The organism is Desulfoscipio geothermicus DSM 3669 (assembly GCF_900115975.1).
In the GTDB taxonomy this organism is placed as follows: domain Bacteria; phylum Bacillota; class Desulfotomaculia; order Desulfotomaculales; family Desulfallaceae; genus Desulfoscipio; species Desulfoscipio geothermicus.
Map to the genome: position 1 here is coordinate 34,870 of NZ_FOYM01000009.1, position 23,857 is coordinate 58,726.

At 55.7% G+C, this 23,857-nt stretch carries 23 protein-coding genes; 4 read left to right on the forward strand and 19 right to left on the reverse strand.

Features of this window, described 5'->3' with window-relative positions; genetic code table 11:
* Positions 1-6: 6 nt before the first annotated feature.
* The 6 genes from BM299_RS06920 to uvrA all read right to left on the reverse strand — a co-directional run bounded on the left by BM299_RS06920 (position 7) and on the right by uvrA (position 8,913).
* The gene (locus BM299_RS06920) at positions 7-816 is read right to left on the reverse strand and encodes a Cof-type HAD-IIB family hydrolase (RefSeq protein WP_092482740.1); all 810 of its coding nucleotides are present in this window, start codon (positions 814-816) and stop codon (positions 7-9) included.
* Between the two features lie 97 nt (positions 817-913).
* Positions 914-2,098: an MFS transporter gene (locus BM299_RS06925; RefSeq protein WP_092482741.1), complete on the reverse strand. Its 1,185-nt coding sequence runs from the start codon at positions 2,096-2,098 to the stop codon at positions 914-916.
* Positions 2,099-2,166: 68 nt separating this feature from the next.
* Positions 2,167-2,547 (reverse strand): PadR family transcriptional regulator, encoded by a 381-nt coding sequence (locus BM299_RS06930; RefSeq protein WP_092482817.1) that lies wholly within the window; start codon positions 2,545-2,547, stop codon positions 2,167-2,169.
* Positions 2,548-3,166: 619 nt separating this feature from the next.
* The gene (uvrC, locus tag BM299_RS06935) at positions 3,167-5,014 is read right to left on the reverse strand and encodes an excinuclease ABC subunit UvrC (protein WP_092482742.1); all 1,848 of its coding nucleotides are present in this window, start codon (positions 5,012-5,014) and stop codon (positions 3,167-3,169) included.
* A gap of 84 nt (positions 5,015-5,098) precedes the next feature.
* Entirely contained in the window at positions 5,099-5,986 is an 888-nt protein-coding gene (locus tag BM299_RS06940; protein ID WP_092482743.1) for a transposase, read from the reverse strand.
* A 110-nt stretch (positions 5,987-6,096) separates the two neighbouring features.
* Positions 6,097-8,913, reverse strand: a complete 2,817-nt coding sequence (uvrA, locus tag BM299_RS06945) for an excinuclease ABC subunit UvrA (RefSeq protein WP_092482744.1) — start codon at positions 8,911-8,913, stop codon at positions 6,097-6,099.
* Between the two features lie 105 nt (positions 8,914-9,018).
* Between uvrA and BM299_RS06950 the strand changes: the two genes are divergently transcribed.
* Positions 9,019-9,645: a phosphatidylserine decarboxylase family protein gene (locus tag BM299_RS06950; protein ID WP_092482745.1), complete on the forward strand. Its 627-nt coding sequence runs from the start codon at positions 9,019-9,021 to the stop codon at positions 9,643-9,645.
* A complete protein-coding gene (pssA, locus tag BM299_RS06955) occupies positions 9,638-10,144 on the forward strand; it encodes a CDP-diacylglycerol--serine O-phosphatidyltransferase (RefSeq protein WP_092482746.1) in 507 nt (168 codons plus the stop codon). The genes BM299_RS06950 and pssA overlap by 8 nt, the downstream gene beginning before the upstream one ends.
* Here the strand turns inward: pssA and BM299_RS06960 are convergent.
* The 3 genes from BM299_RS06960 to uvrB form a co-directional block, all read right to left on the reverse strand.
* Positions 10,141-10,542, reverse strand: coding sequence for a type II toxin-antitoxin system VapC family toxin (locus BM299_RS06960; RefSeq protein ID WP_092482747.1), 402 nt, complete (start codon positions 10,540-10,542; stop codon positions 10,141-10,143). The genes pssA and BM299_RS06960 overlap by 4 nt on opposite strands.
* Positions 10,527-10,808: an AbrB/MazE/SpoVT family DNA-binding domain-containing protein gene (locus BM299_RS06965; protein ID WP_165608217.1), complete on the reverse strand. Its 282-nt coding sequence runs from the start codon at positions 10,806-10,808 to the stop codon at positions 10,527-10,529. Before BM299_RS06965 ends, BM299_RS06960 begins: the two co-directional genes overlap by 16 nt.
* A 212-nt stretch (positions 10,809-11,020) precedes the next feature.
* A complete protein-coding gene (uvrB, locus tag BM299_RS06970; protein ID WP_092482749.1) occupies positions 11,021-13,036 on the reverse strand; it encodes an excinuclease ABC subunit UvrB in 2,016 nt (671 codons plus the stop codon).
* Between uvrB and BM299_RS19265 the strand changes: the two genes are divergently transcribed.
* A complete protein-coding gene (locus BM299_RS19265) occupies positions 13,025-13,177 on the forward strand; it encodes a hypothetical protein (protein WP_165608218.1) in 153 nt (50 codons plus the stop codon). The genes uvrB and BM299_RS19265 overlap by 12 nt on opposite strands.
* A 56-nt stretch (positions 13,178-13,233) precedes the next feature.
* Here the strand turns inward: BM299_RS19265 and BM299_RS06975 are convergent, their stop codons facing one another.
* Positions 13,234-14,592, reverse strand: a complete 1,359-nt coding sequence (locus tag BM299_RS06975) for a sugar ABC transporter substrate-binding protein (RefSeq protein WP_092482750.1) — start codon at positions 14,590-14,592, stop codon at positions 13,234-13,236.
* A 260-nt stretch (positions 14,593-14,852) separates the two neighbouring features.
* On the opposite strand from BM299_RS06975, the gene BM299_RS06980 reads away from it, so the two are divergent.
* Positions 14,853-15,176: a hypothetical protein gene (locus BM299_RS06980; RefSeq protein ID WP_092482751.1), complete on the forward strand. Its 324-nt coding sequence runs from the start codon at positions 14,853-14,855 to the stop codon at positions 15,174-15,176.
* 76 nt (positions 15,177-15,252) lie between these two features.
* On the opposite strand, the gene BM299_RS06985 is transcribed toward BM299_RS06980, so the two are convergent.
* The 9 genes from BM299_RS06985 to ftsE form a co-directional block, all read right to left on the reverse strand.
* Complete coding sequence (locus tag BM299_RS06985) at positions 15,253-15,828, reverse strand: uracil-DNA glycosylase (protein ID WP_092482752.1); 576 nt, start codon at positions 15,826-15,828, stop codon at positions 15,253-15,255.
* A gap of 11 nt (positions 15,829-15,839) precedes the next feature.
* Positions 15,840-16,649 (reverse strand): SIR2 family protein, encoded by an 810-nt coding sequence (locus BM299_RS06990; RefSeq protein WP_092482753.1) that lies wholly within the window; start codon positions 16,647-16,649, stop codon positions 15,840-15,842.
* Positions 16,649-17,209, reverse strand: coding sequence for a non-canonical purine NTP pyrophosphatase (locus tag BM299_RS06995; RefSeq protein WP_092482754.1), 561 nt, complete (start codon positions 17,207-17,209; stop codon positions 16,649-16,651). The genes BM299_RS06990 and BM299_RS06995 overlap by 1 nt, the downstream gene beginning before the upstream one ends.
* Positions 17,210-17,406: 197 nt before the next feature.
* Positions 17,407-17,598: a CooT family nickel-binding protein gene (locus tag BM299_RS07000; protein ID WP_092482755.1), complete on the reverse strand. Its 192-nt coding sequence runs from the start codon at positions 17,596-17,598 to the stop codon at positions 17,407-17,409.
* A gap of 183 nt (positions 17,599-17,781) precedes the next feature.
* Positions 17,782-19,026 carry a PDZ domain-containing protein gene (locus tag BM299_RS07005; RefSeq protein WP_092482756.1) on the reverse strand — a complete coding sequence of 415 codons (1,245 nt, stop codon included), beginning with the start codon at positions 19,024-19,026 and terminating at the stop codon, positions 17,782-17,784.
* 410 nt (positions 19,027-19,436) lie between these two features.
* On the reverse strand, positions 19,437-20,594 hold the full coding sequence (locus BM299_RS07010) for a S41 family peptidase (RefSeq protein ID WP_092482757.1): 1,158 nt from the start codon (positions 20,592-20,594) through the stop codon (positions 19,437-19,439).
* Between the two features lie 516 nt (positions 20,595-21,110).
* Entirely contained in the window at positions 21,111-22,235 is a 1,125-nt protein-coding gene (locus BM299_RS07015) for a murein hydrolase activator EnvC family protein (protein ID WP_092482758.1), read from the reverse strand.
* 32 nt (positions 22,236-22,267) lie between these two features.
* On the reverse strand, positions 22,268-23,155 hold the full coding sequence (gene ftsX, locus BM299_RS07020; protein ID WP_092482759.1) for a permease-like cell division protein FtsX: 888 nt from the start codon (positions 23,153-23,155) through the stop codon (positions 22,268-22,270).
* A complete protein-coding gene (gene ftsE, locus BM299_RS07025) occupies positions 23,145-23,831 on the reverse strand; it encodes a cell division ATP-binding protein FtsE (protein WP_092482760.1) in 687 nt (228 codons plus the stop codon). The genes ftsX and ftsE overlap by 11 nt, the downstream gene beginning before the upstream one ends.
* Between the last annotated feature and the right edge of the window lie 26 nt (positions 23,832-23,857).

The window sequence follows — 23,857 nt, forward strand, 5'->3', positions numbered from 1 at the left end:
CAATCATCACCCCAGGATAAATTTTTCCACCACTTCGGCCACCCCGCACTCCTCGTTGGAGCGGCAGACAAAATCAGCCCGGTCCCTGATTTCCGCCCGGGCGTTGCCCACCGCCACGCCCAGCCCGGCAAATTCAATCATTTCTATGTCATTATAGCTGTCCCCCACGGCTATGACCTCTTCCCACTCCACGCCGTAATGCCCGGCGATGGCCGCCAGGGCGTCGCCCTTGTTGCCCTGCGGGTGGGAAAACTCCAGGAAGTGGGGTTTGGACTTGGTAATATGCAGCCGGTCACCGAAAACAGGCTTCACCTCTGCGGCCAGCTCATCCAACAATTCTTCCCGGGCCACCACCAGCACCTTGGTGGGCGCCTGCCGCCGCTCCCGCAGAAAGGCAATCAAATCACCCACCTCTTCCATGGGAATGCGCGAAATTCTGGTATACAGTTCGCTTTCCTTAGTATGTTTCGCCACGTACAGGTTGTCATCCAGGTAAATATTGATATGATAGCCATAACGGTTTACCTTGTCAATCACTTCCAGGGCCGGTTCAAGGGGCACCGGGCGGTGCAATAAAACTTCCCCTGTCACGGCGTGTTTCACCAGGGCCCCCTGGTAAGTGATCAGGTAATCCTCCACCGCCAGTTCCCGGGCGTAAGGCAGCGCCGAGCGAAACATCCGCCCGGTGGCCAGGGTTACCCGCACCCCGGCCTGCCGCGCCAGTTCCACGGCCCGGCGGGAGCTTTCCGGCAAGCGCAAGTTTTTATCCAGCAACGTGTCATCCAGGTCCAAGGCCAGCAGTTTATATTTGTTCATAAGATACGATACCTCCGTTTTGATTGCAGTATTAACAGCCGGTGCCTACAAGTTAAATTATGCCACAGTTGTGGAATGAATACGATGCTGAACATCTTTAACGTGCTGTTTCACAGCCCAGCTGTTTACCGGTCGAATCTTTCTTTAAATACAGCGCAATAAGGGCGGCAATAAAGGGCAACAAAAACAATAGGTTGATGGACAAAAATAAACCATAAATATCGGCAATTTTACCAATTAAAGTAACTGCAAGCCCCCCCATGCCAATGGCAAACCCCATACTTAAACCGGCAGCCATGGCTTTGTTATCCGGTATGGCTTCCTGGGCGGCCACCACGGTCACTGAGAATGATGCCAGTAAAGCAGCGCCACCCAGGCCGAGAAATACATAACTTAATATGCCACCGGTGGATATAAACCCGTAAAAGAAAGGAGTAGCTAAAGCAAGGGAGCCGATGATTAAAGGCCTCCGACCGTACTTATCCGAAACAAAACCACCGATCAGCCCGCCAATGGCTCCTGCAAAAAGCATTAGGAACAACAGGGCGCTGGTTTTACCGGCGTCTACTTTCTCAGCTTTAAAATACAGAGGCAGCATAGTTATTAAGCCGGTATACGCCAGTGAACGCAGGGCTACCACGGCCATTAATTTACTTAATTCCCCCATTGCGGGTTTCATTGAAACAATTATCTTGCTCAAACTCTTCTTGGGTACATTGGGACTATTACTCCTGGGCGCAAATATATAAAGAAAGAATGCCGCAAGAACACCCGGAACAACCATAATAATGGTTCCTTTGGTACCGTAATATGTAAAAAGAGGAATTAAAATCACCGGCGCCACAGCCCAACCAACGTTCCCCGAAGCCACAAAGGCCGACATTATAAGGCCTTTGCGATTACCGCTAACCGATGATATCATGGCTGAAGCCTGAGGGTGAAAGGCAGCTGTACCCAAACCGGCCAACGTCGCCATTACCAATAAAAGCCAGTAGTTGATGGTTAACCCTGTCAAGCTTAAAACCCCTGCCATCCATATTGTGCCCGCAAAGACCAGCCAGCGCTGGTTCTTTTGGTCGACCAAATAACCAAATAATGGCTGTACCAGTGATGAAGTAATGGTAAAAGCTGAAACGAGTGAACTGGCTTTTACCACTGAAAAACCCGCTGCAGCAACCAAAAAGGGCAATAGTTGAGGTAAAAAATTGTTATACATGTCATTAACCAAATGGGCAACGGATAATACAGTTAAAGTTATTAATCTCAGTCCGTTTTTTTTCATCTGACTTCCTCCAATTCTGTTTTTTAAATTCGGCTCAGTTCAAGTAAACTCTATTCAAGCAACTCAGTTCAAGAAAACTCAGTTGTTTTTAAAGAGCGGTATGTTTCAAGGAAAAAGGTTAAATTCTTGACGCGCATGACGATATCAGCTTCAAAATCAGCCAGCATATCCCACCCCTTGGCGGTAATTGTGTAAATTTTTTTTGCGGGACCCGGGTCTTTCGTATCCCACCGGAAATCCACAGCACCTTTTTTTTCCAGGTCCTGCAGTGCTCGATAAACCGCACCGCTGTCCACATGCGGCGTGGGTAAACGCTTTTGCAGCAATGTCAATAAAGCGCCTCCGTGCGCGGGGTTTTCCGCTAAAAATAAAAGTAAAAACGCGGGCAAATGACGGTAATTTTTCCCTTTTCTCAATTTGGCCGCCAAAGAGTTAACTCCTTTCCACATTAAAATAGCAGCATACTGCATAAAACAGTATACTGCTATTGACAGAATTGGTCAACATAAAACTGTCATCGTAAAAGGGGACTGGCTCCGATAAAAGGGGGACAGACTTTCATGCCGCTATCGCGGCACCATCAATAAAAGGGGACTGGCTCCTTTTTCGTTTTTTGAAAATGGTGCCTGTCCCCCTTTTACGTGCAGGTCGGGTTGTTCCCCGCTGCGTTCAACTACACGTTATCGCGTCGACGGGACTAAGGTTCGCTTCGGGCCGAATTTGGCGGTCCTACATATTGCGCAGTACGGGTAGTTATTCTGAATCATTTATTTACAATAGCTTTCTCTTTGCAAGCCATGCCAGTGGTTCCTGCGCGATTCGTCCCGCCAATTCGGCAGCCTCAGCTTCACCAAGTCCCGTTACCGACGCTCCGATACATCACTTGCGGGGAACAACCCGCCCCGCACCCAATATACCTTTTCAGGACAGGCACCGTAAAAGGGGACTGGCTCCTTTTTCGCCTTTTGAAAAAGGTGCCTGTCCCCTTTTACCGGCGTCTGTCCCCTTTTTCTTTCTTTGCCAGCCAGCCGCGGCCCCGGGTACCCTCAACAATACCCGGTACCCCCGTCACTCCCGGAAAAAATCATACACCGCCCGGGCCGCCCGGCGATTCATACCCGGCACCGCCGCCAGTTCTTCCAGTTCGGCCTCCCTGATTTTCTCCACCGATCCGAACACCCGCAGCAGCTCCTTGCGCCGCTTGGCCCCGACCCCTTCAATTTCCTCCAGCATGGATTTCAAGTTGCGCTTGCCCCGCAGCCGGCGGTGATAGGTCACGGCAAAGCGGTGCGCCTCGTCCCGCAGGCGCTGCAGCATTTTCAAAGCCGGCGAGCTTTCGGGCAAGCGCACGGGCTCGGGCCGACCCGGCAGGAATATCAATTCTTCCTCCTTGGCCAGCCCGCAGATGGGAATATGCCCGAAGCCCTGCCCCTCCAGGGCCGCCAGCGCGGAGGAAAGCTGACCCTTGCCGCCGTCCACCACCACCAAATCGGGCAGCCGGTGAAATTTGGCCTGCTTGGTGGACATTTGCCCGGTATTAACCAAATCCCTTTCCTCCCGGCCCCGGGCAAAGCGCCGGCCCAGCGCCTCCCGCATGGAAGCGAAGTCGTCCGGGCCGGCCACGGTTTTTATCTTAAACCGCCGGTACTGCTGCGGCACAGGCTTGCCTTCCTCAAACACCACCATGGAAGCCACCGGCTCCGCCCCCTGGGTGTTGGATATATCGTAGCACTCCAGTCGCCGGGGCGGCGCCTTCAGGTCCAGCACACCCGCCAATTCCTCCAGCGCTTTGCGCAAATCTTCCTTCCGGGCCGCCCGGCCGGCCTCCACCTCTTGCAGCACCAGCAGGGCGTTGCGGCCCACCAGGTCCACCAGCTGTTTCTTTTCGCCCCGCTGCGGCCTGGCCAGGTAAACCCGCCCGCCTCGTTTTTCCGTCAGCCAGCGTTCCAGTACCTCAATTTCCCCGGGGACCACGTCCTCCACCAGCACTTCCCGGGGGATGAACTCAGCCTGCAGGTAATACTGTTTGATAAAGGCGGTAATCACCTCATCCCGCCCCATCTCCCCGGTGCCGTCCAGGATAAAGTGCTCCCGGCCGATCAGCTTGCCGCCCCGTATAAAAAACACCATCACGCAGGCTTCGTCCCGACCGCGGGCCATGGCCATCACATCGCGGTCATTATGGTCCGCCATTACAACCTTTTGTTTTTCCACAACCTTCTCCACCGCCTGCAGCTGATCCCGCAGCTCCGCAGCCCGCTCGAACTCCAGGTTCTCCGCCGCCTGCTCCATGCGCGCCCGGAGGTCTTTCACCAGTTCATCCTGCTTACCTTCCAAAAACAGCAGCACCCCGTCCACCACCCGGCGGTATTCCTCCCGGGTGGCCAGCCCGCAGCAGGGGCCCAAACAGCGCTTGATATGCTGGTTCAAACAGGGCCTGCTCCGCGGCGCCGGCTCCTTTTGTTTGCAGGTGCGCAGCGGGAAAATACGCTTGAGCAGCCGCAGCGTCTCGTTCACCGCCCCCACCTGTGTGTAAGGACCGAAGTACCGGGCCCCGTCCTTGACCACCCGGCGGGTGATAAACACCCGGGGATATTCCTCGTTCAGGGTCACCTTCAAATAAGGATAACTCTTGTCATCCTTGAGAAAAACATTGTAACGGGGGCGGTGCTCCTTGATCAGGTTGGACTCCAGGATCAGCGCCTCAACCTCCGAGTCCGTGGTTATATACTCCAGGTCCCGGGCCCGTTCCATCATGGCCCGCACCTTTGGGTTCTTGGCCGCCGCAGCCCCGAAATAAGACCGCACCCGGTTTTTCAAAGACACCGCCTTGCCCACGTAAATAATTTTCCCGTCGCCGTCCCGGTACAAATACACCCCCGGGCAGTCCGGCAACTTCCCCAGCTTCTCCCGCACACCAACCCCCCTTTTTTTCGGGGGTCAGACTTTAACTTGTTTAAACTAACCTAATTATTAATATATATCATTTTTATAGTTAGTTTAAACAAGTTTAAGTTTGACCCTCTCTATGTCTTTTGTGATATGGCTTCCTGCATCGGATGCCATAGTTTCCTCCACCCATCTGAGGGATTTGGAAACACTAACTACGCTGCAGCTTAAATAATCAGCCACATCCTTTAATGGATAACCGGCCATACGGCAGGCCAGGTAAGCAAACAAACGCCGGGCAAGCACCGCCTGCTGGGTGCGCCCCGAACTCAAAACCACTCCCGGTTCGATATTAGTCACCATACACAGTTCATTCAATATTTCGGGTAAACCGGGAGGTGAAAAAAACAGCTGCCGGCAAGAAACTGTAGCGGAATCATCCGGTGCGCCTGCCGGTCGGGGAAGCGACTCGGGCACCAGCCGGTAATCGTCAATCACCGTGCCGCCATATTCCGCCAGCAGATTTTTGATATAGGATGTCTTAACAAAAGTCGGTTTATTTAAAAAATAACTGCGGTGACTGGACCACCGGTACTTGGTAGGTTCCTCCACCAGGCCGTCCTTAACGGGATTTATATGGATGTAGCGTATCAATTCAAGCAAGTATTCATCATGATCGACATACAGGCTTTTGTAGCGCCCCTGGAAAACATGCCCCACCGTAAAGTGGGCCTTGTTGAAATACTGCGTATAAGACTGCTGTAATCCCTGCATAAACTTGGCAATCGGCACAGCACCCATTCTTAGCAGCATATGTACATGGTTGGGCATCAAAGCATAACCATGCACTTCCACATTGTATCGCTGGCTGTATTTACGCATCAGTCGCAGGTAAACCTCATAGTCTTTATCACCGTAAAAAATCTGCTGCTTGCGGTTCCCCCGGGCCATTACATGATAAAACGCTCCTGCAATGTGCAATCTTGGCCGGCGCGGCATGCACACACCCCCGCAAAGTAATTTTCTCTATATTATAGTACATATGTTCCTAATAAAAAAGGGTGCATGCATGTATATTTATCAAAATATGCAAGTTAGTTTAATTAAGTTTAAGTCTGACCCCGGAGGGCGCGGAGGAAGCGGGCGGTGTGGGAAACGGGGGATTGGGCGACTTGTTCCGGGGTGCCGGTGGCCAGAACTTCGCCGCCGCGGTCGCCGCCCTCGGGTCCGAGGTCGATGATGTAATCTGCGGTTTTAATGACATCCAGGTTGTGCTCGATCACCAGCACGGTATCCCCCGCGTCCACCAACCGGTGCAGCACGTTGAGCAGGCGGTGGATGTCCGCGATGTGCAGCCCGGTGGTGGGCTCGTCCAGAATGTACAGCGTTTTGCCGTTGGACCGCCGGGACAGCTCGGTGGCCAGCTTCACCCGCTGCGCCTCGCCCCCGGAGAGTTCGGGCGCGGGCTGGCCCAGGCGAATATAGCCCAGCCCCACATCGTACAGGGTCTGCAGTTTGCGCTGAATTTTGGGCAGGTGCTTGAAAAACTCCAGGGCCTGCTCCACCGTCATGTTCAGCACATCGGAGATGCTTTTCCCCTTGTACTTTATCTCCAGCGTCTCCCGGTTGTACCGCTGCCCTTTGCACACCTCGCAAGGCACGTAAACGTCGGGAAGAAAGTGCATTTCTATTTTAATGATACCGTCGCCCCGGCAGGCCTCGCAGCGCCCGCCCTTGACATTGAAGCTGAACCGGCCCGGCCGGTAGCCCCGCGCCCGGGCCTCCGGGGTCTGGGCAAACAGGTCCCGAATATCGGTAAACACCCCGGTATAAGTGGCGGGGTTGGAGCGGGGCGTGCGCCCGATGGGCGACTGGTCCACCTCGATGACCTTGTCCAGGTGTTCCAGACCCTTGATTTCCCGGCAGGCCCCGGGTTTGACCTTGGCCCGGTGCAACTCCTGGGCCAGTTTTTTATACAGGACCTCATTCACCAGGGTGCTCTTGCCCGAACCCGACACCCCGGTGACACAAATGAACAGTCCCAGGGGGATTTCCACTTCGATATTTTTCAAGTTGTGTTCGGTGGCCCCCAGCACCGCCAGCGATTTGCCGTTGGGCTGTCGCCGGGCCACGGGCACGGGGATGCTTTTTTTCCCGCTGAGGTACTGGCCGGTGATGGATTCGGGCACCGCCATGATGTCCTCCACCGTGCCGCTGGCCACCACCCGACCGCCGTGTTCCCCGGCACCGGGGCCGATGTCGATAATGTGGTCGGCGGTATAAATGGTTTCCTCATCGTGCTCCACCACAATCAAGGTATTGCCCAGGTCCCGCATCCGCTCCAACGTTTCCAACAGGCGGCGGTTATCCCGCTGGTGCAGGCCGATACTGGGCTCGTCCAGAATGTACAGAACGCCCATGAGCCCGCTGCCGATCTGGGTGGCCAAGCGAATGCGCTGGGCCTCGCCGCCGGACAGGGTGCCCGCGGCCCGGTCCAGGGTCAGGTAATCAAGGCCCACGTTGATCAAAAAACCGAGCCGGGCGTCGATTTCCTTCAACACCTGCCGGGCGATCAACCGCTCCCGCTCGGAAAGTTCCAGTTCCTGCAGGAAACGGTGCGCCTCCAGCACCGGCATGGCGGTCAATTCGTTAATGGCCAGGCCGCCTATCTTCACCGCCAGCGCCTCGGGCTTGAGGCGGGCCCCGTTACAGGCCGGACAGGCCCGGGTGCTCATATACTGCTCTATTTCCTCGCGCATGTAGTCGGAATTTGTTTCCCGGTAGCGCCGGCTCAGGTTGTTGATGACCCCCTCGAAGGGCACCCGGTAGGTATGTTTGTTGCCGAATGAATCAGTCAGATTAATTTTGATAATTTCCCGGCCCGTGCCGTACAAGAGTTTGTCCAGGTGGGCGGGTTTCATCTCCCGCACGGGGGTGTCCAGGTCGAAGCCGTAATGATCCGCCACGGCCTCCAGGTAACGCATGCCGTTGAGGCTCTTGAGCCACGGTTCGATGGCCCCCTGGCGCACCGACAGGTTTTTATCGGGAATGACCAGGTCGGGGTCCAGTTCCATCTTAAACCCCAGGCCGGTGCAATCCGGGCAGGCTCCGAAGGGGCTGTTAAACGAAAAAAGACGCGGGGCAATTTCCGGAATGCTTATACCGCAGTCGACACAGGCGAAATTTTCACTGTACACAATTTCCTCGCCGTCCACCACAGCGGCCACCGCCACGCCGCCCCCGTGTTTGAGGGCGGTTTCCAGGGAATCGGCCAGCCGCTTGGCGGAACCGGGACGGATAATCACCCGGTCCACCACGATTTCAATGGTATGCTTTTTATTCTTATTCAGCTTGATGTCCTCATTGACGTCGAGCACCTCGCCGTCCACCCGCACCCGGACGAAACCCTCCCGGCGTATTTCCTCCAGCAGCTTGACGTGCTCGCCCTTTTTGCCCCGCACCACCGGGGCCAGCAGTTGCAAACGGGTGCCTTCGGGCATTTCCAGCAACTGGTCCACTATTTGTTGCACCGTCTGGCGAGCAATGGGCTTGCCGCACTGCGGGCAATGGGGGCGTCCCGCCCGGGCGTACAGCAGGCGCAGGTAGTCGTAAATTTCGGTGACAGTGCCCACGGTGGAACGGGGGTTGTGGCTGGTGGTTTTCTGGTCAATGGAAATGGCCGGAGACAGTCCCTCAATGTAATCCACGTCGGGCTTGTTCATCTGCCCCAGAAATTGCCTGGCGTAAGCCGACAGGGATTCTACATAGCGACGCTGCCCCTCTGCATAAATAGTATCAAAGGCCAGGGAAGATTTGCCCGACCCGGACAGGCCGGTGATTACCACCAGCTTGTCCCGGGGGATTTCCACGTTAATGTTTTTTAAATTATGAGCGCGGGCGCCCCGGACCACTATTTTGTCCTGCATGATTTGCCTCCGTTGCAAAATTTAACGTAAACATTTAAACACATTTTTGTGTGCATTGTGGTAAAATTAAAAAACATATATTTTAACAGGGGGACCTATAATATAATGATTGCCAAGGAAAGTATTCCCTATGTCTTAATATTTTCAGCACTCATCCTTGTTTTTTATGTCCTTTGGCCGGTTCTGACCGTTTTACCGGCCATTCTTCTGGTGTTCATATTATTTTTTTTCCGCAATCCTCCGCGACAAGTCACCCCCGATGATACCCATATTTTATCCCCGGCCGACGGTACGGTCCAGTACATCGAGGAAATCGACGAGCCCGGCTTCATAAAGGGCAGGGCCATAAAAATAAGCATCTTCCTGTCCATTTTCAACGTACACTTCAACCGGAGCCCGGTGAGCGGGGAAATCACCTACACCGAATACAGGCCCGGCAAGTACCTGCCGGCTTTTAAAAGCCACGCTTCCGAACTGAATGAAAGAAACACCCTGGGCATAGAAAACAGCCGTCTAAAGGTGCTGGTACACCAGATTACCGGTTTTGTGGCCAGGCGGATCGTTTTCTACAACCGAAAGGGCGATTTTTTGCACCAGGGCCAAATTTTCGGCCTGATTAAGTTCGGCTCGTGCACGGAAATAATTGTTCCCGCCGGCGTCGAGCTCCGGGTGCAAACCGGGCAAAAAGTGCAAGCGGGAATAACCGTCATAGGAGTGTTGAATAATGATTAACTCGCTGCCCAATATATTGACTTTATGCAATATAAACCTGGGAATAGGTGCCATAATATCCGCTTACTACGGGTATTTCAGCCTGGCCGGGTTGTTCATCATTATCGGGGCTGTATTCGACCGCCTGGACGGCCAGGTGGCCCGTAAATACCAGTTAACCAGTGAAATGGGTAAACAACTGGATTCACTGGCTGACGCAATCACCTTTGGTATTGCTCCGGCCATCACCATATTCATGGTCAGTTTCACCGAAACAGCCGTGCTGGGCTTTATTGCGACCATCATCTTTGTTACCTGCGGGGTTTACCGGCTGGCCCGGTTCAACATTCTCAATTATACCGACATTTTTGTCGGCCTGCCGATAACCGTGGCCGGTTTTTTGATGGCCCTGTTGACGCTGTGGCAAACCAGGATGGGCATTCATCCTTACCTGGTGGCCCTGGGCATGATGCTGCTCAGTTATTTGATGGTCTGTAAGTACGAGATTAAGAAAGTTTAAACCGTTTCCGCCGTGTTAAAGCCGTAGCGGGCGAAGTTTTCGTCAAAGGTGAAAGCGGTGTCTACACCCAGCCGCTCCATTACTGCGAAGCTGACCGCGTCGGTGAAAGTGCAGTCCCCGCCCCGGCCGCTAAGCAGTATCTCCCGGGCCCGTTTTTCGTCCTCTTCGGTGGCCCGCTCCACCGGCCAAATGTTGTGCCGCACCCACATCCGGGCCGCGTCCGGCCCCAGGCGGGCGGACAGCAAGGCGTGGGTTTCCGCCAGCAAATAATTGGTAAGGACGGGCAGCGCCCGCTGTTTCTGCAATTTACGCAGGCCGGCCAGGGCGGGTGCATGGTTTTTGTCACTGCGGCAGAGCAGGGCAAACACCGCCCCCGAGTCCATCAGTATTTTTTCCATCCGGCCGTCACCCCTTCCACGGCACAGGCGTCGTGATCCGCCGCAACCCCGGCGGCGCCGCTGCAATCCTCAAACATCCCTACCATGTCCCAAATAGGGTCACTGTCACTTAAAGGCTTTACAGTATAAACTTTTTTCAGCATCAGCGTATCGCCCTTCATGGCCACGGCCAGGTGGGAGCCTTTTTCCAGGCACAGCTTGTCGCGATATTCCTTGGGCAGGGTGAGTTGCCCCTTGCTGGTGAGCTTAACCAGTTCATATTGCAAGGCGGATTCTCCTTTCATAACAGGGTCAGGCTTAATTATGACGAAATAATCTATTTATCAAAATATATTGTTTTTGTAGTTAGTTTAATTAAGTTTAAGTCCGACCCCGTAGTTCTTACTCTTTTCCTTACTATACCAAAGGAAATTTATGGAATCAACCTTGCTCCGGTTTTTATCAGAGAATCACAACATTTCAACACCCGGCACCAGGGTTAATTGTCGCCCACCGCCGGGGTTATGCGTTTATCACGGCCGCGCAGTTCGAGGCGCAGCTCGATGATGGCGTCCCGCAATTGGGCGGCCTGCTCGAATTCCAGCCGCCGGGCGGCCTCGCGCATTTCCTTCTCCAGCCGGGCCAGCACCTGTTTGATTTCCTTTTTGGTAAGTTTGCCCTTTTTCTTGCCGGTGTCGTAAACCGCCGGCGCTTCGGCCACCCTGGTGGCCTCGATAACCTCATGCACGTTTTTGTGTACGGTTTGCGGCGTGATGCCGTGCTTCATGTTAAACTCCTGCTGCAGCTTGCGGCGGCGCTCGGTTTCATCAATGGCCCGGCGCATGGAATCGGTAATCCGGTCGGCGTAGAGTATCACCCGCCCGTTCACGTTGCGGGCCGCCCGGCCGATGGTCTGGATCAGCGAGCGCTCGGAACGCAGGTAACCCTCCTTGTCGGCGTCCAGTATGGCCACCAGGCTGACCTCGGGCAAGTCCAGGCCCTCCCGCAACAGGTTGATGCCCACCAGCACGTCGAAGGCGCCCAGCCGCAGGTCCCGGATAATCTCCATCCTTTCGATGGTGTTGATTTCCGAGTGCATGTAGCGCACCCGAATGCCCGTTTCCCGCAGGTAGTCGGTGAGGTCCTCGGCCATCTTTTTCGTCAGGGTGGTCACCAGCACCCGCTCGTTGGCGGTTACCCGGCGGTTAATCTCGCCGATCAGGTTGTCAATCTGCCCCCGGGTGGGCCGCACAAACAGCTCCGGGTCCACCAGCCCGGTGGGCCGGATGATCTGCTCCACCACCTGGTCGCTGTGTTCCAGTTCGTAAGGGCCGGGGGTGGCGGACACGTAGATGACCTGCCCCAACCGCCGCTCGAATTCTTCGAAAGTCAGCGGGCGGTTATCGAAGGCCGATGGCAGGCGGAAGCCGTGCTCCACCAGCGAATCCTTGCGGGAGCGGTCCCCGGCGTACATGGCCCGTACCTGGGGAATGCTTACATGGGATTCGTCGATCATCATTAAAAAATCATCGGGGAAATAATCCAGCAACGTGTAGGGCGGTTCGCCGGGCCGGCGCCCGGTGAGGTGCCGGGAATAGTTTTCGATGCCGCTGCAAAAGCCCATTTCCCGCATCATCTCGATATCATACCGGGTGCGCTGTTCCAACCGCTGGGCTTCCAGCAGCTTGTCCTTTTGGCGTAATTCAACCAGCCGCTGCTCCAGTTCCTCCTCGATCCGGGCAATGGCACTCTCCATCCGCTCCCGGGAGATAGCGTAGTGGCTGGCGGGGAAAACCGAAACATGGTGCCGCTCCCCGGTGATCTCGCCGGTGAGCACATCGAACTCCAGCAAGCGCTCAATTTCGTCCCCGAAGAAGTCCACCCGGATGGCCCGCTCGGAATTGCCCGCCGGGAATATTTCCAACACATCGCCCCGCACCCGGAAGGTGCCCCGGGTAAAGTTAACGTCGTTGCGTTCGTACTGGATGTCCACCAACCGGCGCAGCACAGAATCACGGTCGTATTCGCCGCCTTTGCGCAGGGAAAGCACCAGGGTGCTGTACTGCTCCGGGTCGCCCAGGCCGTAAATACAGGATACGCTGGCCACGATGATCACGTCCCGGCGCTCGAACAGAGCGCAGGTGGCCGAGTGGCGCAGCTTGTCAATCTCGTCGTTGACGGAGGAGTCCTTTTCGATATAGGTATCGGTCTGGGGAATATACGCCTCTGGCTGGTAATAGTCGTAATAGCTGACGAAATATTCCACCGCGTTATCGGGGAAAAACTCCTTGAACTCGCTGCACAGCTGGGCCGCCAGGGTCTTATTGTGGGCCAGCACCAGGGTGGGGCGCTGCACCCGCTGGATCACCTGGGCCATGGTGTATGTTTTGCCGCTGCCGGTCACCCCCAGCAGGGTCTGGTGTTTCAGTCCGTCATTGAGCCCCTCCGCCAGCCGGTCGATGGCCTTTGGCTGGTCGCCCCGGGGCTCGTAGGAGGATTTCAATTGAAATTGCATTTATCATTCACCCCGGCTAAATTATATCACAACGGGCAATGGCAAAAAATGCATAAAGGGGACAGGCTGTTTTTCCAGGATAATTTTACCAGCAAAAGGGGACAGGCTACTTTTCATGGTAATATTTACCGCAAAAAGTAGCCTGTCCCCTTTTGCTGGGTAAATTTGCCACAAAAAGTAGCCTGTCCCCTTTTACTTCACTGGCCCTGCTGGCCGCCCTGTTTTTGTTGGCCTGATTCTATTTTCTTGACCTCGCCGTCAATCTCAACTTCCATGGTTTTACCGTCCTGGGTGGTTATTTTCAAAATGGTTTTGCCTTTTCCGCCTTGCTGACCCTGGCCGCCCTGCTGCCCTTGCTGACCGCCCTGCTGTGCCTGTTGCCCGCCTTGCTGTTGACCCTGCTGCTCCTGCTGCGGTTTTTCTTCCTCTTTCCGGGCTTTTTTCAGTTCTTTCCAGCGCTGCTCCAGCAGGTAAGCGTTTTTCGCGGTCACCAACCGCACCGGCACAATGCGGGCCGGCACACTGTAGTCCCCGTTTTCCACCCGGGCGCTGTACTGCCAGTGGCCGGTCCGGGCCAGATCACCGGCCGCTTCCAGGGCAAAGTGCCCCAGCATTTCAGGCTGCACGTCCACCTCGGCATCGTGTTCGCCGCTGACCAGCGCCCGGGACGCTTTTTCATCGGCCCCCGCGCCCGCGGTCAAAACATTTTTCTCATAACCGCCCAGTTTCAGGTACTCCACCGCCGCCATGGCCAGGGTGCTGTCGTTGGCCAATATCACATCGATGCGTTCACCCCGGCCCATAATTTCCGCCAGGTCGGCGGGAACTGCAGCAGGGTCCCAGCGGGGATGATCATAAACCCCCAAAATTTTGATATCTTTCTCCCCTTGCAGCGCGGCCAGGTTGGCGGCGGTAATTTCCCGGGCCATTTGGTCCCGCGGGTCACCCCGCAATATTACCACGTTCAGGGGGCGCTGCTTGGGCAACTGGGCCAAAACACTGTAATCCACCGCACCGGGTGCCGCCCCCTGCCCGCCCTGGCCGCCCGCCGGCGGGGGAGTCATCTTGCCGCTCTGCACCTCATCGGCCCGGCGCAGCGCCTCCAGGACGAACCGGGCCTGCAGCCGCCCGATCATATTGTGGTCGGAAGCTATGTAACCGTCCAGCGGCGTACTGACCGGCAAATTCTCCAATACCACCACTTTAATCCCCGACCGCGCCAACTTTTCCACCAGCGCCGGCGCCGTTCCGGGGTCCACCGGCTGCAGCACCACCGCCTTCACTTTTTTCTTGGCCAGTTCATCGAGTTGTTTTTGCTGCTCTGCCGGGTCGTTACGGGCATCCAGCCAGGTCACGTTGACGTTTGCCCTTTTCTTCTGCTCATCCACTACTTTTTTTATGGTTTTATTGCCGTCCCGGTTCATATCCGCCAGGGCGAAGGCAATCTTCACCGGCGGCTCGGCGGGCTTGCGCTTCGGTTCCCTGCTGCAGCCCGCCGACAAAAGTGCAAAAATGAGGACACAGACCAATAAGAATAGCAATTTAATCCTGTTCATACACTTGCCTCCAGGGCCGTTTTCCCAAACCCATGACCGACCACTGACCACCAATCACTGACCACCGACCACCAAAATGCTATCCTTATATATGCTGCACCCGTAAAAGAAAAATAATCACTTTTTAAAACAGGTATTTTCTGGTTGCCATTGCTTCAGCATCTCCAGCGCCATACAACAAAAATTTCCACAAAGCCCCATTAAGAGGTCCTTCTAAACCACTTAACCACCGCATAGGTATTTTTTGGGAGGTGCTTTCAATGTATAAAAAATACCTGGACCGCTTTTTACTATGGCTCACCCCGTTAAAAAAAGAACCCCCCGGGCTGCCGGAGGCCGTCAATGAAGCCAAAAGGGCCTGGAAGCAGGCCCTGCACGATTTGAACTTTGTGGACAGCAGTTTAATAGATTATGCCGTGCATCATATTAACGCTACGGAACGGCGCTACATGGCGCTGATTGACCAGGCGAAAAGAGAGGGGGTAACGGCCTGGCCCGGCCATTTTGAAGACAATGACAACCCTGTCGCCGGAGAGACCAAACCCGGCGAGTCTTCTCACCACAAGCAGGTAGCAAATTTTTAAAATAAATGGTATTAACCTGAAAGCGGTTTTCCTGCGGGATCGGTTTGTTCCCCGCTGCGCTTGCGAATCTACGCGCCTATACCAAACCCAGTTCCTCCATCTTGGCCCGGATGGATTGCAAATCCGCCCAGGCCTCGGCCTTGCGGGAAGGGTCCCGCAACAGAGCGGCGGGGTGATAGGTGGCGGTGATCCAGAATCCCTTGCGTTCGGTCCACTGCCCCCGCAGCCTGGTAATGCGCGCCTCGGGGTGGATGATGTGCCGCACCGCCGTGGCCCCCAGGCAGACAATGATACCGGGCCGCACTATGTCCACCTGCGCCCTCAAGAAGGGCAGGCACCTTTCCCCCTCTTCAACGGTGGGCGTGCGGTTGCCGGGCGGGCGGCACTTGACGATGTTGCAGATCATGGCGTTTTTTTGCCGGTCCAGGCCGATGGCATCCAGCATCCGGTCCAGCAATTGCCCGGCCGGGCCCACAAACGGGCGGCCCTGCAGGTCTTCCTGCTCCCCCGGCCCCTCACCCACGAACATCACCCGCGACTCCAGCACGCCCTCCCCGAACACCACATTGGTGCGCCGGGCCGCCAGCGGGCAGGCCCGGCACCGCAGGCACACCTGTTTAACCTCGTTCCACCTGGTCAGTTTATCGTTCATTGGCAAACACCTTACTTTTGCAGCACCCGGTCCCGCAGGTCCTGCATAAACTCGGTGAAGTCGGCGGAAAAATTATCCGAATCCAGGCAAATGAATTTCATACCCTTTTTGCCGTAGATCGTTTCAAAAACGTAGTTGGGTTTCATGGTCACCATGTATGCCTTGCAGTTGGCCTGCATCACCCGGAACAATTTGCTCCACATGTAGCGGATATTGAGATCCCGAAAGCTGTAACCCAAAAACAGCACGGTCTTGCCCAGCAAGTCCGCGCGCAGCTTTATGTCCAAGGGCCCCTCCATATCCAGCCGGTTATGGTAATCGGTTTCACTGATCACCAGGGTTTCATCAAGGTCCAGGGTGCCGTGGAACTTGACGATCTGGGTCCCGTTGTCCGGCGCGTTCAGGATATCATCCAGGGTGGCAATCACACAATACGGCACGCCGTGATACCGGAAGGCCATCTCAATCATTTCATCAAAGTTCGTGGTATATATTTTGGGAAAGCTCATGTCAATCAGACATTTATGTACCTTGGAAGCGCCGATGTCCACTTCAATGGAACGCAGGTTGCGGTCAATGATCTTGCTGATGCGGTTTTTGCTCCCGCCATGGCATATGATGTGATACTCGGCAATCTGCAGAAAATCCCCGTGCAGGGCCAATATATCGGGATCAATGTCCAGGTCCTCGGCCACTTTGGCCATCAACACTTCCCACTCCGGCAGTCCCAGATTGCGGGACATGCCGGCGCCCACAAAGGGAATGATTTTCTTTTCCCGGATGTCCTGGGCCAGCTCATCCATCAATTTGTCGTAATTCATCACGGTCTCACCGCCTTGCGAGCCAGTAATTCCTTAAAACGCTGCGCCGCCCGGCTGCGGGCCGAAATCCGGTTCTTTTCTTCCAACGGTATGGTAGCCAGGGGCTTATCATAACCTTCGGGGATAAACAGGCATTCCCAGGTATCAGCGGGTCCGGCCGGCTCGGTGGCGATGGTGCCCTGCATCTCGGCCTCGAATATATGGATGCGCCGGCTGCAGCAGTAACCGATGATGGTCCGCACCACGGCCCGCCGGTTGGTTTCACACTGCATCAGCCTCAGAAAACCGGACACTCCCAGTTGGCCCCATATTTCCCGGCTCAGCCCCCCCGGCAAGTCGTTCCAGGCTTCGATACTGATCCCGGTATGGTCCACGAAAAGGTGGGCCCGCTTTTCGGCAAAGGCCATGAGCACCTTGCCGCGCACTATTTCCCGCTGGTCATCCCCCTGGGGCTCACGGACATTGAGTTCCACGGGAATAAATGCATAGGGGGCCAGCAGTTGTTCATATTCAATAATCTTTTGCCGGTTCCTGGTGACAAAACGCATCGGTTTAAGCATGGTTTTTGATTCTCTCCCGTTGGCCTGATTTGGTGCCGGGTGTTGAAATGTTGCGATTCTACACTGAGGTTGCTTAGTTCAGTTATTTTACAGGCTACTTTTAAATCTTCTGCCCGTGATGCAAAAATCCTCCACTCAAAAACCGAAAACCCGCCGCGGTTGAATTGCCGCCGGCGGGTCAGGTCCGTTCAGTCCGTTTATTCTTGCTTTTCCAGGATAATCCGATGGTCCACCAGGGCCAGCTCGGCAATCCTGGCCTTGATAATCTTGCGGCGACCGAAAATATCTTCCAGCACCAGCCCGTCCTCCCCGGGGGTCACCTTATCCACCATTTCCATAAACATTTCCTCTTTACCTTCCTGACGCAGGTAAGCATTGGCTTCGCACATAAATATTCACCTCCAGTAAAAATACCCGTAAAAAGCCATAAGACCACCTCGGTCACACGCATATACGCGGCGCTTCGACCTCCGTGGTCATTTAACGTTCGCCCCAGGGCCTCCCTGGCCCGCTTTGGTTAAATTATATCCCCCGGCGGGGAAAGGTGTCAACGTATAATTTGTGGCACCGATTTATTTTTGCAAACGCCGCCAAAAGTCGCCCCACCAGCGACCCAGGGGCCCGGCGGTGCTCATTTCCATAACGCCCGCCTCTTCGTGACCCTCGGGCACCGGCATGATGCCCAGCGGCTGCCCCTCGTCGTCGTAAGCAAGCAACTCGCGCCGGGAACGCCGTCCCCGCCGGCTCCAAAAATCCACCTGCAGGGGCGGCGTAATCGCATACAACATGGCCGCCAGGTCGGCCCGGCTGCGCACCGGCACACCGTTTATCGCCAGCACCAGGTCACCCGAGCGCATCCCCGCATTCCAGGCGGGGGACTCGGGAACCACGTCCAGTACCGCCAATCCCTCCGGGTGGGGCACGTAAACGGGCGGGTCCCGCAACTCCAGCCGCCGCCCGATGTTAATCACCGCTTCGTGGCCCAGGGGTGAAAACAGAGCCGCCGCCACCGCCAGCAGCGTGGAGCGGTCGGAGAGCACCGCCAGCACCAGCAACGCGGCGCTGTACAGGGCCAGGTAGCCGGCGGAAATCCGGCTTTTCCGGCGCGGATCCCGGGCAATGGCCATGTCCCCGTATCCCAGCGCGGCCACTACGGGGATAAGGGTGTAGATAATATTTTCCGCATTCGCCGCCTCGGGCCGGATCAGCGGCCACCATTCGGGCATATCAATGCTGCCCGGGGGAACCTCCATGCCCGCCACAAATGCCAGGGCGGCTATGGGAATGGGCCAGAACTTCTGCAAAGTAAACCCGCCCACCACCCGGCCGGCCCGGTCCCGGAAAAAAGCGGGAATCGCTCCGAGGTGACCGCTGAAAAAAATCAGCACGCTTTCCACCATGTGCAGCACGGCCACCAGGGCCAGCACCTGGGGAACATTCACCTGTGGAAAGCCGAATAAAATCTTGGCAAGCGCCAGAATGCCCCCGGCGTAGGCAAAGCAGATAAACCGCGCGTTGATGAGCATGAGCAATATGGCCAGGGGCCAAATGTACATGAGCCCCGAACCCGTGAGCGTCACCCCGATAAAGACCATGATGATGCTGCCCAACAAGCCGCCCAGCAACCCCAGGATGATGGCGGTGCCTATTTCATTCCAGTTGGACTTCAGCGGCACGCCGTAAAACTCTTCCCGCAGGGATTGCATGCGGCGGTACTGCATGCCCACCAGGACCACCACCAGCCAGAAGATGGGCTCCCGCAGCATAATCTCGATGTTCATCAAAATAATGGGGAAAATATCACCAAAGGGGAACAACTGCATCACCTCAACTCGGGTGCAACATTACTCTCATAGTGCAGTTTTCGCATAAAGCGGTCTGTCAAGCCGGTTCTCCCTAAAAAAACTCGTTATTGACCGCTGTGACTGCCCTGAAAATATTGTGGTTGAGGGCCGGTGGTCCCCGCTGCGTTCAGAACTTCAGCGCCGACAGCACCAACGGCTTGCACCGGTCAAAACCGGACCGCCCTCAATTCGCCATCCTAGCTCAGTTCGGGCTCTCGCGGGCATCACGCCCGCTCGTCCGGTTTTGACCGGCGCTTCGCCGGGTGCTATTACCGGCGCTTTCGTACATCACTTGCGGGGAGCCACCGCCCCCCCGGCAGACTTTTTCATCCTTCTGCCGGTGCCGCAATAGCGGCATGAAAGTCTGTCGGAATAAGTCCCGCCTACAGCTTCTGTTTCACCAGCTCGACGGCTTTATCCAGTTGCTCGTCGCCGGGCAGATCTTTTTGGTCTTCCACCACCACGTCGGGCCGGATGCCCTTCTTGTGGATGTCATGTTTGTTCGGGGTTAAATACCGGGCGGTGGTCAGTTTCACGCCGGCTCCGTTATCCAGAGGGAACAAAGTCTGCACAATGCCCTTGCCGAAAGTGCGGGTTCCCACCAGCACTCCGGCCCCGGTGTCCTTGATGGCACCGGCCAGAATTTCCGCCGCGCTGGCGCTGTTCCCGTTGACCAGCACAGCCAGGGGCAGGTTCAGATAATTTTCATCGGCTTCCCACATGTCTTCCTGCCCAAAACGGTTTTGTATATACACTATCGGGCCCTTGGGAATAAAAGCGTCCGCCACCCGGGTGGCAGAAATCACCTCGCCGCCGGGGTTGTTGCGCAAATCCAGAACAATTCCCTTTATGCCCCGCTTGCGCAAATCAGCCAGCACTTCCAATACTTCATCACCGGTCTTTTCAGAAAACTGGTCTATGGAAATATAGCCAATGCGGGTATCGGGCAACAGCTTGCCCTCCACTGTGGGCACGCTGATTTCATCTCTGACGATTTCCACCTCCAGGGGTTTTTCCAGACCTTCGCGGGCGAGGCTCAGCTTCACTTTCGTACCCACCGGCCCGCGCATGAGCCCGATGGCGGTTTCCAGGTCTATCCCCCGGACGTCCTTATCGTCAATACCCACGATGAAGTCCCCGGCTTGCACCCCCTTCCCGGCGGCCGGTGTTCCCTTGTAAACCCGTACCACGGTAAGCAGCCCGTCTTTACTGACTCCAACCAGAACGCCCAGGCCGCCGAAGGAAGCCCCTCGAATTTGTTCCAAAAACTGGCTGTAAGTTTGGGCATCCAGGTACACGGAATAGGGGTCATGCAGCGATTCCACCATCCCCCGGATAGCCCCGTCCACCAGAGATGTGGTCTGTACCGGCTCTATATACTGGGTTCGGATCAGGGATACCACCTTGATCAGATTGCCGATATGTTTGTAATTGCTGCCCAGGATACCCCCGACCAGCACGAAGAAAATAAAAAAAATGAGCGCCAATACCGCCAGCCAGCGGGAAATACCGCTGTTTCTACGTCTGTTATATCCGTACATGTCTAGCCACCTGCCATTATCAGGTTAAAAATTCATACCATATTATACTACATCATGGCAAGTTGAATTACAACAAGTATTGGTAAAACACTAATCCAAAAAAGGGGCGGCAAAAAAGGGGACTGGCTCCATTTTCGCATTTTGAAAATGGTGCCTGTCCCCTTTTTTGCTCCATTTTCGCATTTTGAAAATGGTGCCTGTCCCCCTTTTTTGCCTTCCTGAAAAATAGTATCTTCCTTTTAGGGCCGGTGGTCCCCGCTGCATTCAGAACTTCCGCGCCGACAGCACCAACGGCTTGCGCCGGTCAAAACCGGAACGCCCTTAATTCGCCATCCTAGCTCAATTCGGGCTCTCGCGGGCATCACGCCCGCTCGTCCGGTTTTGACCGGCGCTTCGCCGGGTGCTGTTACCGTCGCTTTCGTACATCACTTGCGGGGAGCCACCGGCCCCCCAGCAGACTTTTTCATCCTTCTACCGATGCCGCATTAGCTGCATGAAAGTCTGTCCCATTTTTCGCTAAACATAATTCCTGGGGTTTACCGGCGTACCGTTTTTCCTGATTTCGAAGTGCAGGTGCGGTCCCGTGGACATGCCGGTGCTGCCCACCTTACCGATGGCCTGCCCCTTATTAACGACGGCGCCGTTTTCCACCAACTGCGCGGACATGTGCGCGTAAAGTGATTTGATTCCCCCGCCGTGATCGATAATCACCACTTTGCCGTAGCCGGTCATGTAACTGACGTTAATTACCTGCCCGCTCTGGGTGGCCTGCACAGTGGTGCCCATGGGCGCGGGGATGTCAATGCCGGTATGCAGCCGCCGGGTTTTTAAAATGGGATGAATACGATAGCCGAAAGGCGACGAAATGTATGTATGCCCGGGAAGCGGCCATTGATAGGCTCCCGTCGCTGCAGGCGTCTGCCCGGCGTTTTGACGGGTAATCTGCTGGATCAGGGACTCTTCTTCCCGCTCCAGCCGCTCTACCTCGGCCTGGTATCTGCTCAAATCCTTCTTGGCATCGGCCAAAAGTTCCCGCTTGGCCGCGTGCCGGGAGGCCAGGTCCAAACGCGCCGCTTGCTGCTGGCGCATCAGGGCGGCAATGCTTTCCTTCTGCTGTTCCAGCGCCTCCTTGCGTTTTTCCAGGTCCTCCTTCAAGGACTCCACTTCTTCCACAACCCTGACATCCCTGGTCACCACCCGCTTGAGCAATTCGTAGCGGTTCAAAAAATCGCCGAAATCCCGGGAAGCCAGCAAAACTTCCAGGTAACTGACGGTTCCGTTTTCATACATACCCCGCACCCGCCGGTGCAGTTCCTCCGTACTGTCCTCCAGTTCCGCCTCGGCCTGCGCCAGTTCTTGCTTGTTTTTTTCCAGCCCGGCCAGGGCTAAATCCAGCTGCGCACTGAGATTGTTAATTTCACGGTTTTTCAATGCAATATCCCTGTCCAGGGCCTGAACCTCCCTGGAATAAGAACTTACTTCCTGCTTCTTTTCCCTTTCCTGCTGCTTGGTCCGGTCCAGCTTTTGCCTGGTCTGCTGCAGCAAATTCTCCAGGTCGGCCCCGTAAGCCGTACCGTAACCTGTAACCAGGGCGGCGGTCAACACGATGGCCGTTACTTTCCTCTTCCAACCAGATCGCAAGACAAGCCCCTCCATATACCCGGATTTTAATATTACACCCGCAAAAAACGGTGCAGCGAAATGGCGCTGCCCGCGGCACCGATGCCGAAGCCCAGCCCCAGCATGCCGCCGAGCACCCGGTAAAGCGTTACCGGATCGTCAACCAGTTGAATAAACGGCAGGGTGATTATCACCTTGTTGAGCAGTGACAGGTAGCCGAAATTGATGATCAGCACGGCCACCAGGCCGCCCACCAGTCCGATAATCATCCCCTCCAGCATAAACGGCATGCGCACGAATAAATTGGTGGCGCCCAGCATCTTCATGATGCCGATCTCCCGCCGCCGGGCAAACACCGACATGCGAATGGTGGTGGCGATGAGAAATACCGCCGCGGCCCCCAGCACCACCAGCAGCACCGTACCCCAAATGCGCACCCAGTGGGTCAGGGCCAGCAGTTTTTCCACCACACCCTGCCCGTAGCGCACCTGTTCCACGCCATCCAGTTCAGCCAGCTGCTGCGCCGCATCCGGCACCATCCGGGCTTCCCTGGTTTTGACCCGATAGGAATTGGGCAGGGGGTTGTCCTCCTCCAGCCCGCTGAGCACGTCGGCCCTTTCCCCGAAGCTCTCCTTTAATTCTTCCAGAGCCTGTTCCTTGGTGACAAATTGCACCCGGGCCACCCCGGGCACAAATTTTATTTCCTCCTCCAACCGATCCAGGTGCTCCTGCTCCAAACCGTCCGCCAGAAATACGGTGATCTCCAGGCTGGATTCCACCGTGGAGGTAATGTGGCGCACGTTCAGCACCAGCAGCAGCGACCCGCCCAGGATGAGCAGGGATATGATAATGGTGCCCACCGAGGCGATAGACAGCCAGCTGTTGCGCACAATGGATGTGGCGGCTTCGCGGAAGTAATACCTGAGCGTGTTAAGACTCATAGCCGTATCCCCCGCTTTCCTCGTCCCGGACGATTAAGCCGTGACTCATCGCCACCACCCTTTTTTTCATGGCATCCACGATGTCCCAGGCGTGGGTGGCCATTAAAATGGTGGTCCCCCGGCGATTGATATCCAGGAATAGTTTCATCAGTTCCCAGGAAGTTTCCGGGTCCAGGTTGCCCGTTGGTTCGTCCGCCAGGATGAGCACCGGGTTGTTGACAATGGCCCGGGCCACGGCAGTGCGCTGCTGCTCGCCGCCCGACAGGTGGGCGGGCAGCATGTCGGCCTTTTTTTCCAGCCCCACCATGCGCAGCACCGTTGGTACCACCCGCTTGATCTCTTTGGTGGACGCACCGGTTATTTCCAGGGCAAAGGCCACGTTTTCAAAAACGGTTTTGCCGGGTATAAGGCGGAAGTCCTGGAAAACCATGCCGATCTTGCGCCTCAGGTAGGGGACTTCCCGGTTTTTCATGCGCACCACGTTGCGCCCGTTGATCATCACCTGGCCCCGGCTGGGCAGTTCCTCCCGGCAAATCAGCTTGGTCAGGGTGGACTTGCCCGCCCCGCTGGGGCCCACCAGAAATACAAACTCTCCTTTGCGAATATGCAGGTTTATGTCGTTGAGGGCCTTAACTCCGTTCGCGTAGATTTTGGAAACATTGTAAAGTTGGATCATCCCAGCACCTCAGATGTATGATTTGA

Excerpts from the sequence above, each read along its gene's own strand:
- BM299_RS06920 (WP_092482740.1), bottom strand. The coding sequence starts at position 816 with ATGAACAAATATAAACTGCTGGCCTTGGACCTGGATGACACGTTGCTG.
- BM299_RS06925 (WP_092482741.1), bottom strand. The coding sequence starts at position 2,098 with ATGAAAAAAAACGGACTGAGATTAATAACTTTAACTGTATTATCCGTT.
- BM299_RS06930 (WP_092482817.1), bottom strand. The coding sequence starts at position 2,547 with ATGTGGAAAGGAGTTAACTCTTTGGCGGCCAAATTGAGAAAAGGGAAA.
- BM299_RS06940 (WP_092482743.1), bottom strand. The coding sequence starts at position 5,986 with ATGCCGCGCCGGCCAAGATTGCACATTGCAGGAGCGTTTTATCATGTA.
- uvrA (WP_092482744.1), bottom strand. The coding sequence starts at position 8,913 with ATGCAGGACAAAATAGTGGTCCGGGGCGCCCGCGCTCATAATTTAAAA.
- BM299_RS06950 (WP_092482745.1), top strand. The coding sequence starts at position 9,019 with ATGATTGCCAAGGAAAGTATTCCCTATGTCTTAATATTTTCAGCACTC.
- pssA (WP_092482746.1), top strand. The coding sequence starts at position 9,638 with ATGATTAACTCGCTGCCCAATATATTGACTTTATGCAATATAAACCTG.
- BM299_RS06960 (WP_092482747.1), bottom strand. The coding sequence starts at position 10,542 with ATGGAAAAAATACTGATGGACTCGGGGGCGGTGTTTGCCCTGCTCTGC.
- uvrB (WP_092482749.1), bottom strand. The coding sequence starts at position 13,036 with ATGCAATTTCAATTGAAATCCTCCTACGAGCCCCGGGGCGACCAGCCA.
- BM299_RS06975 (WP_092482750.1), bottom strand. The coding sequence starts at position 14,592 with ATGAACAGGATTAAATTGCTATTCTTATTGGTCTGTGTCCTCATTTTT.
- BM299_RS06980 (WP_092482751.1), top strand. The coding sequence starts at position 14,853 with ATGTATAAAAAATACCTGGACCGCTTTTTACTATGGCTCACCCCGTTA.
- BM299_RS06985 (WP_092482752.1), bottom strand. The coding sequence starts at position 15,828 with ATGAACGATAAACTGACCAGGTGGAACGAGGTTAAACAGGTGTGCCTG.
- BM299_RS06990 (WP_092482753.1), bottom strand. The coding sequence starts at position 16,649 with ATGAATTACGACAAATTGATGGATGAGCTGGCCCAGGACATCCGGGAA.
- BM299_RS06995 (WP_092482754.1), bottom strand. The coding sequence starts at position 17,209 with ATGCTTAAACCGATGCGTTTTGTCACCAGGAACCGGCAAAAGATTATT.
- BM299_RS07000 (WP_092482755.1), bottom strand. The coding sequence starts at position 17,598 with ATGTGCGAAGCCAATGCTTACCTGCGTCAGGAAGGTAAAGAGGAAATG.
- BM299_RS07010 (WP_092482757.1), bottom strand. The coding sequence starts at position 20,594 with ATGTACGGATATAACAGACGTAGAAACAGCGGTATTTCCCGCTGGCTG.
- ftsX (WP_092482759.1), bottom strand. The coding sequence starts at position 23,155 with ATGAGTCTTAACACGCTCAGGTATTACTTCCGCGAAGCCGCCACATCC.
- ftsE (WP_092482760.1), bottom strand. The coding sequence starts at position 23,831 with ATGATCCAACTTTACAATGTTTCCAAAATCTACGCGAACGGAGTTAAG.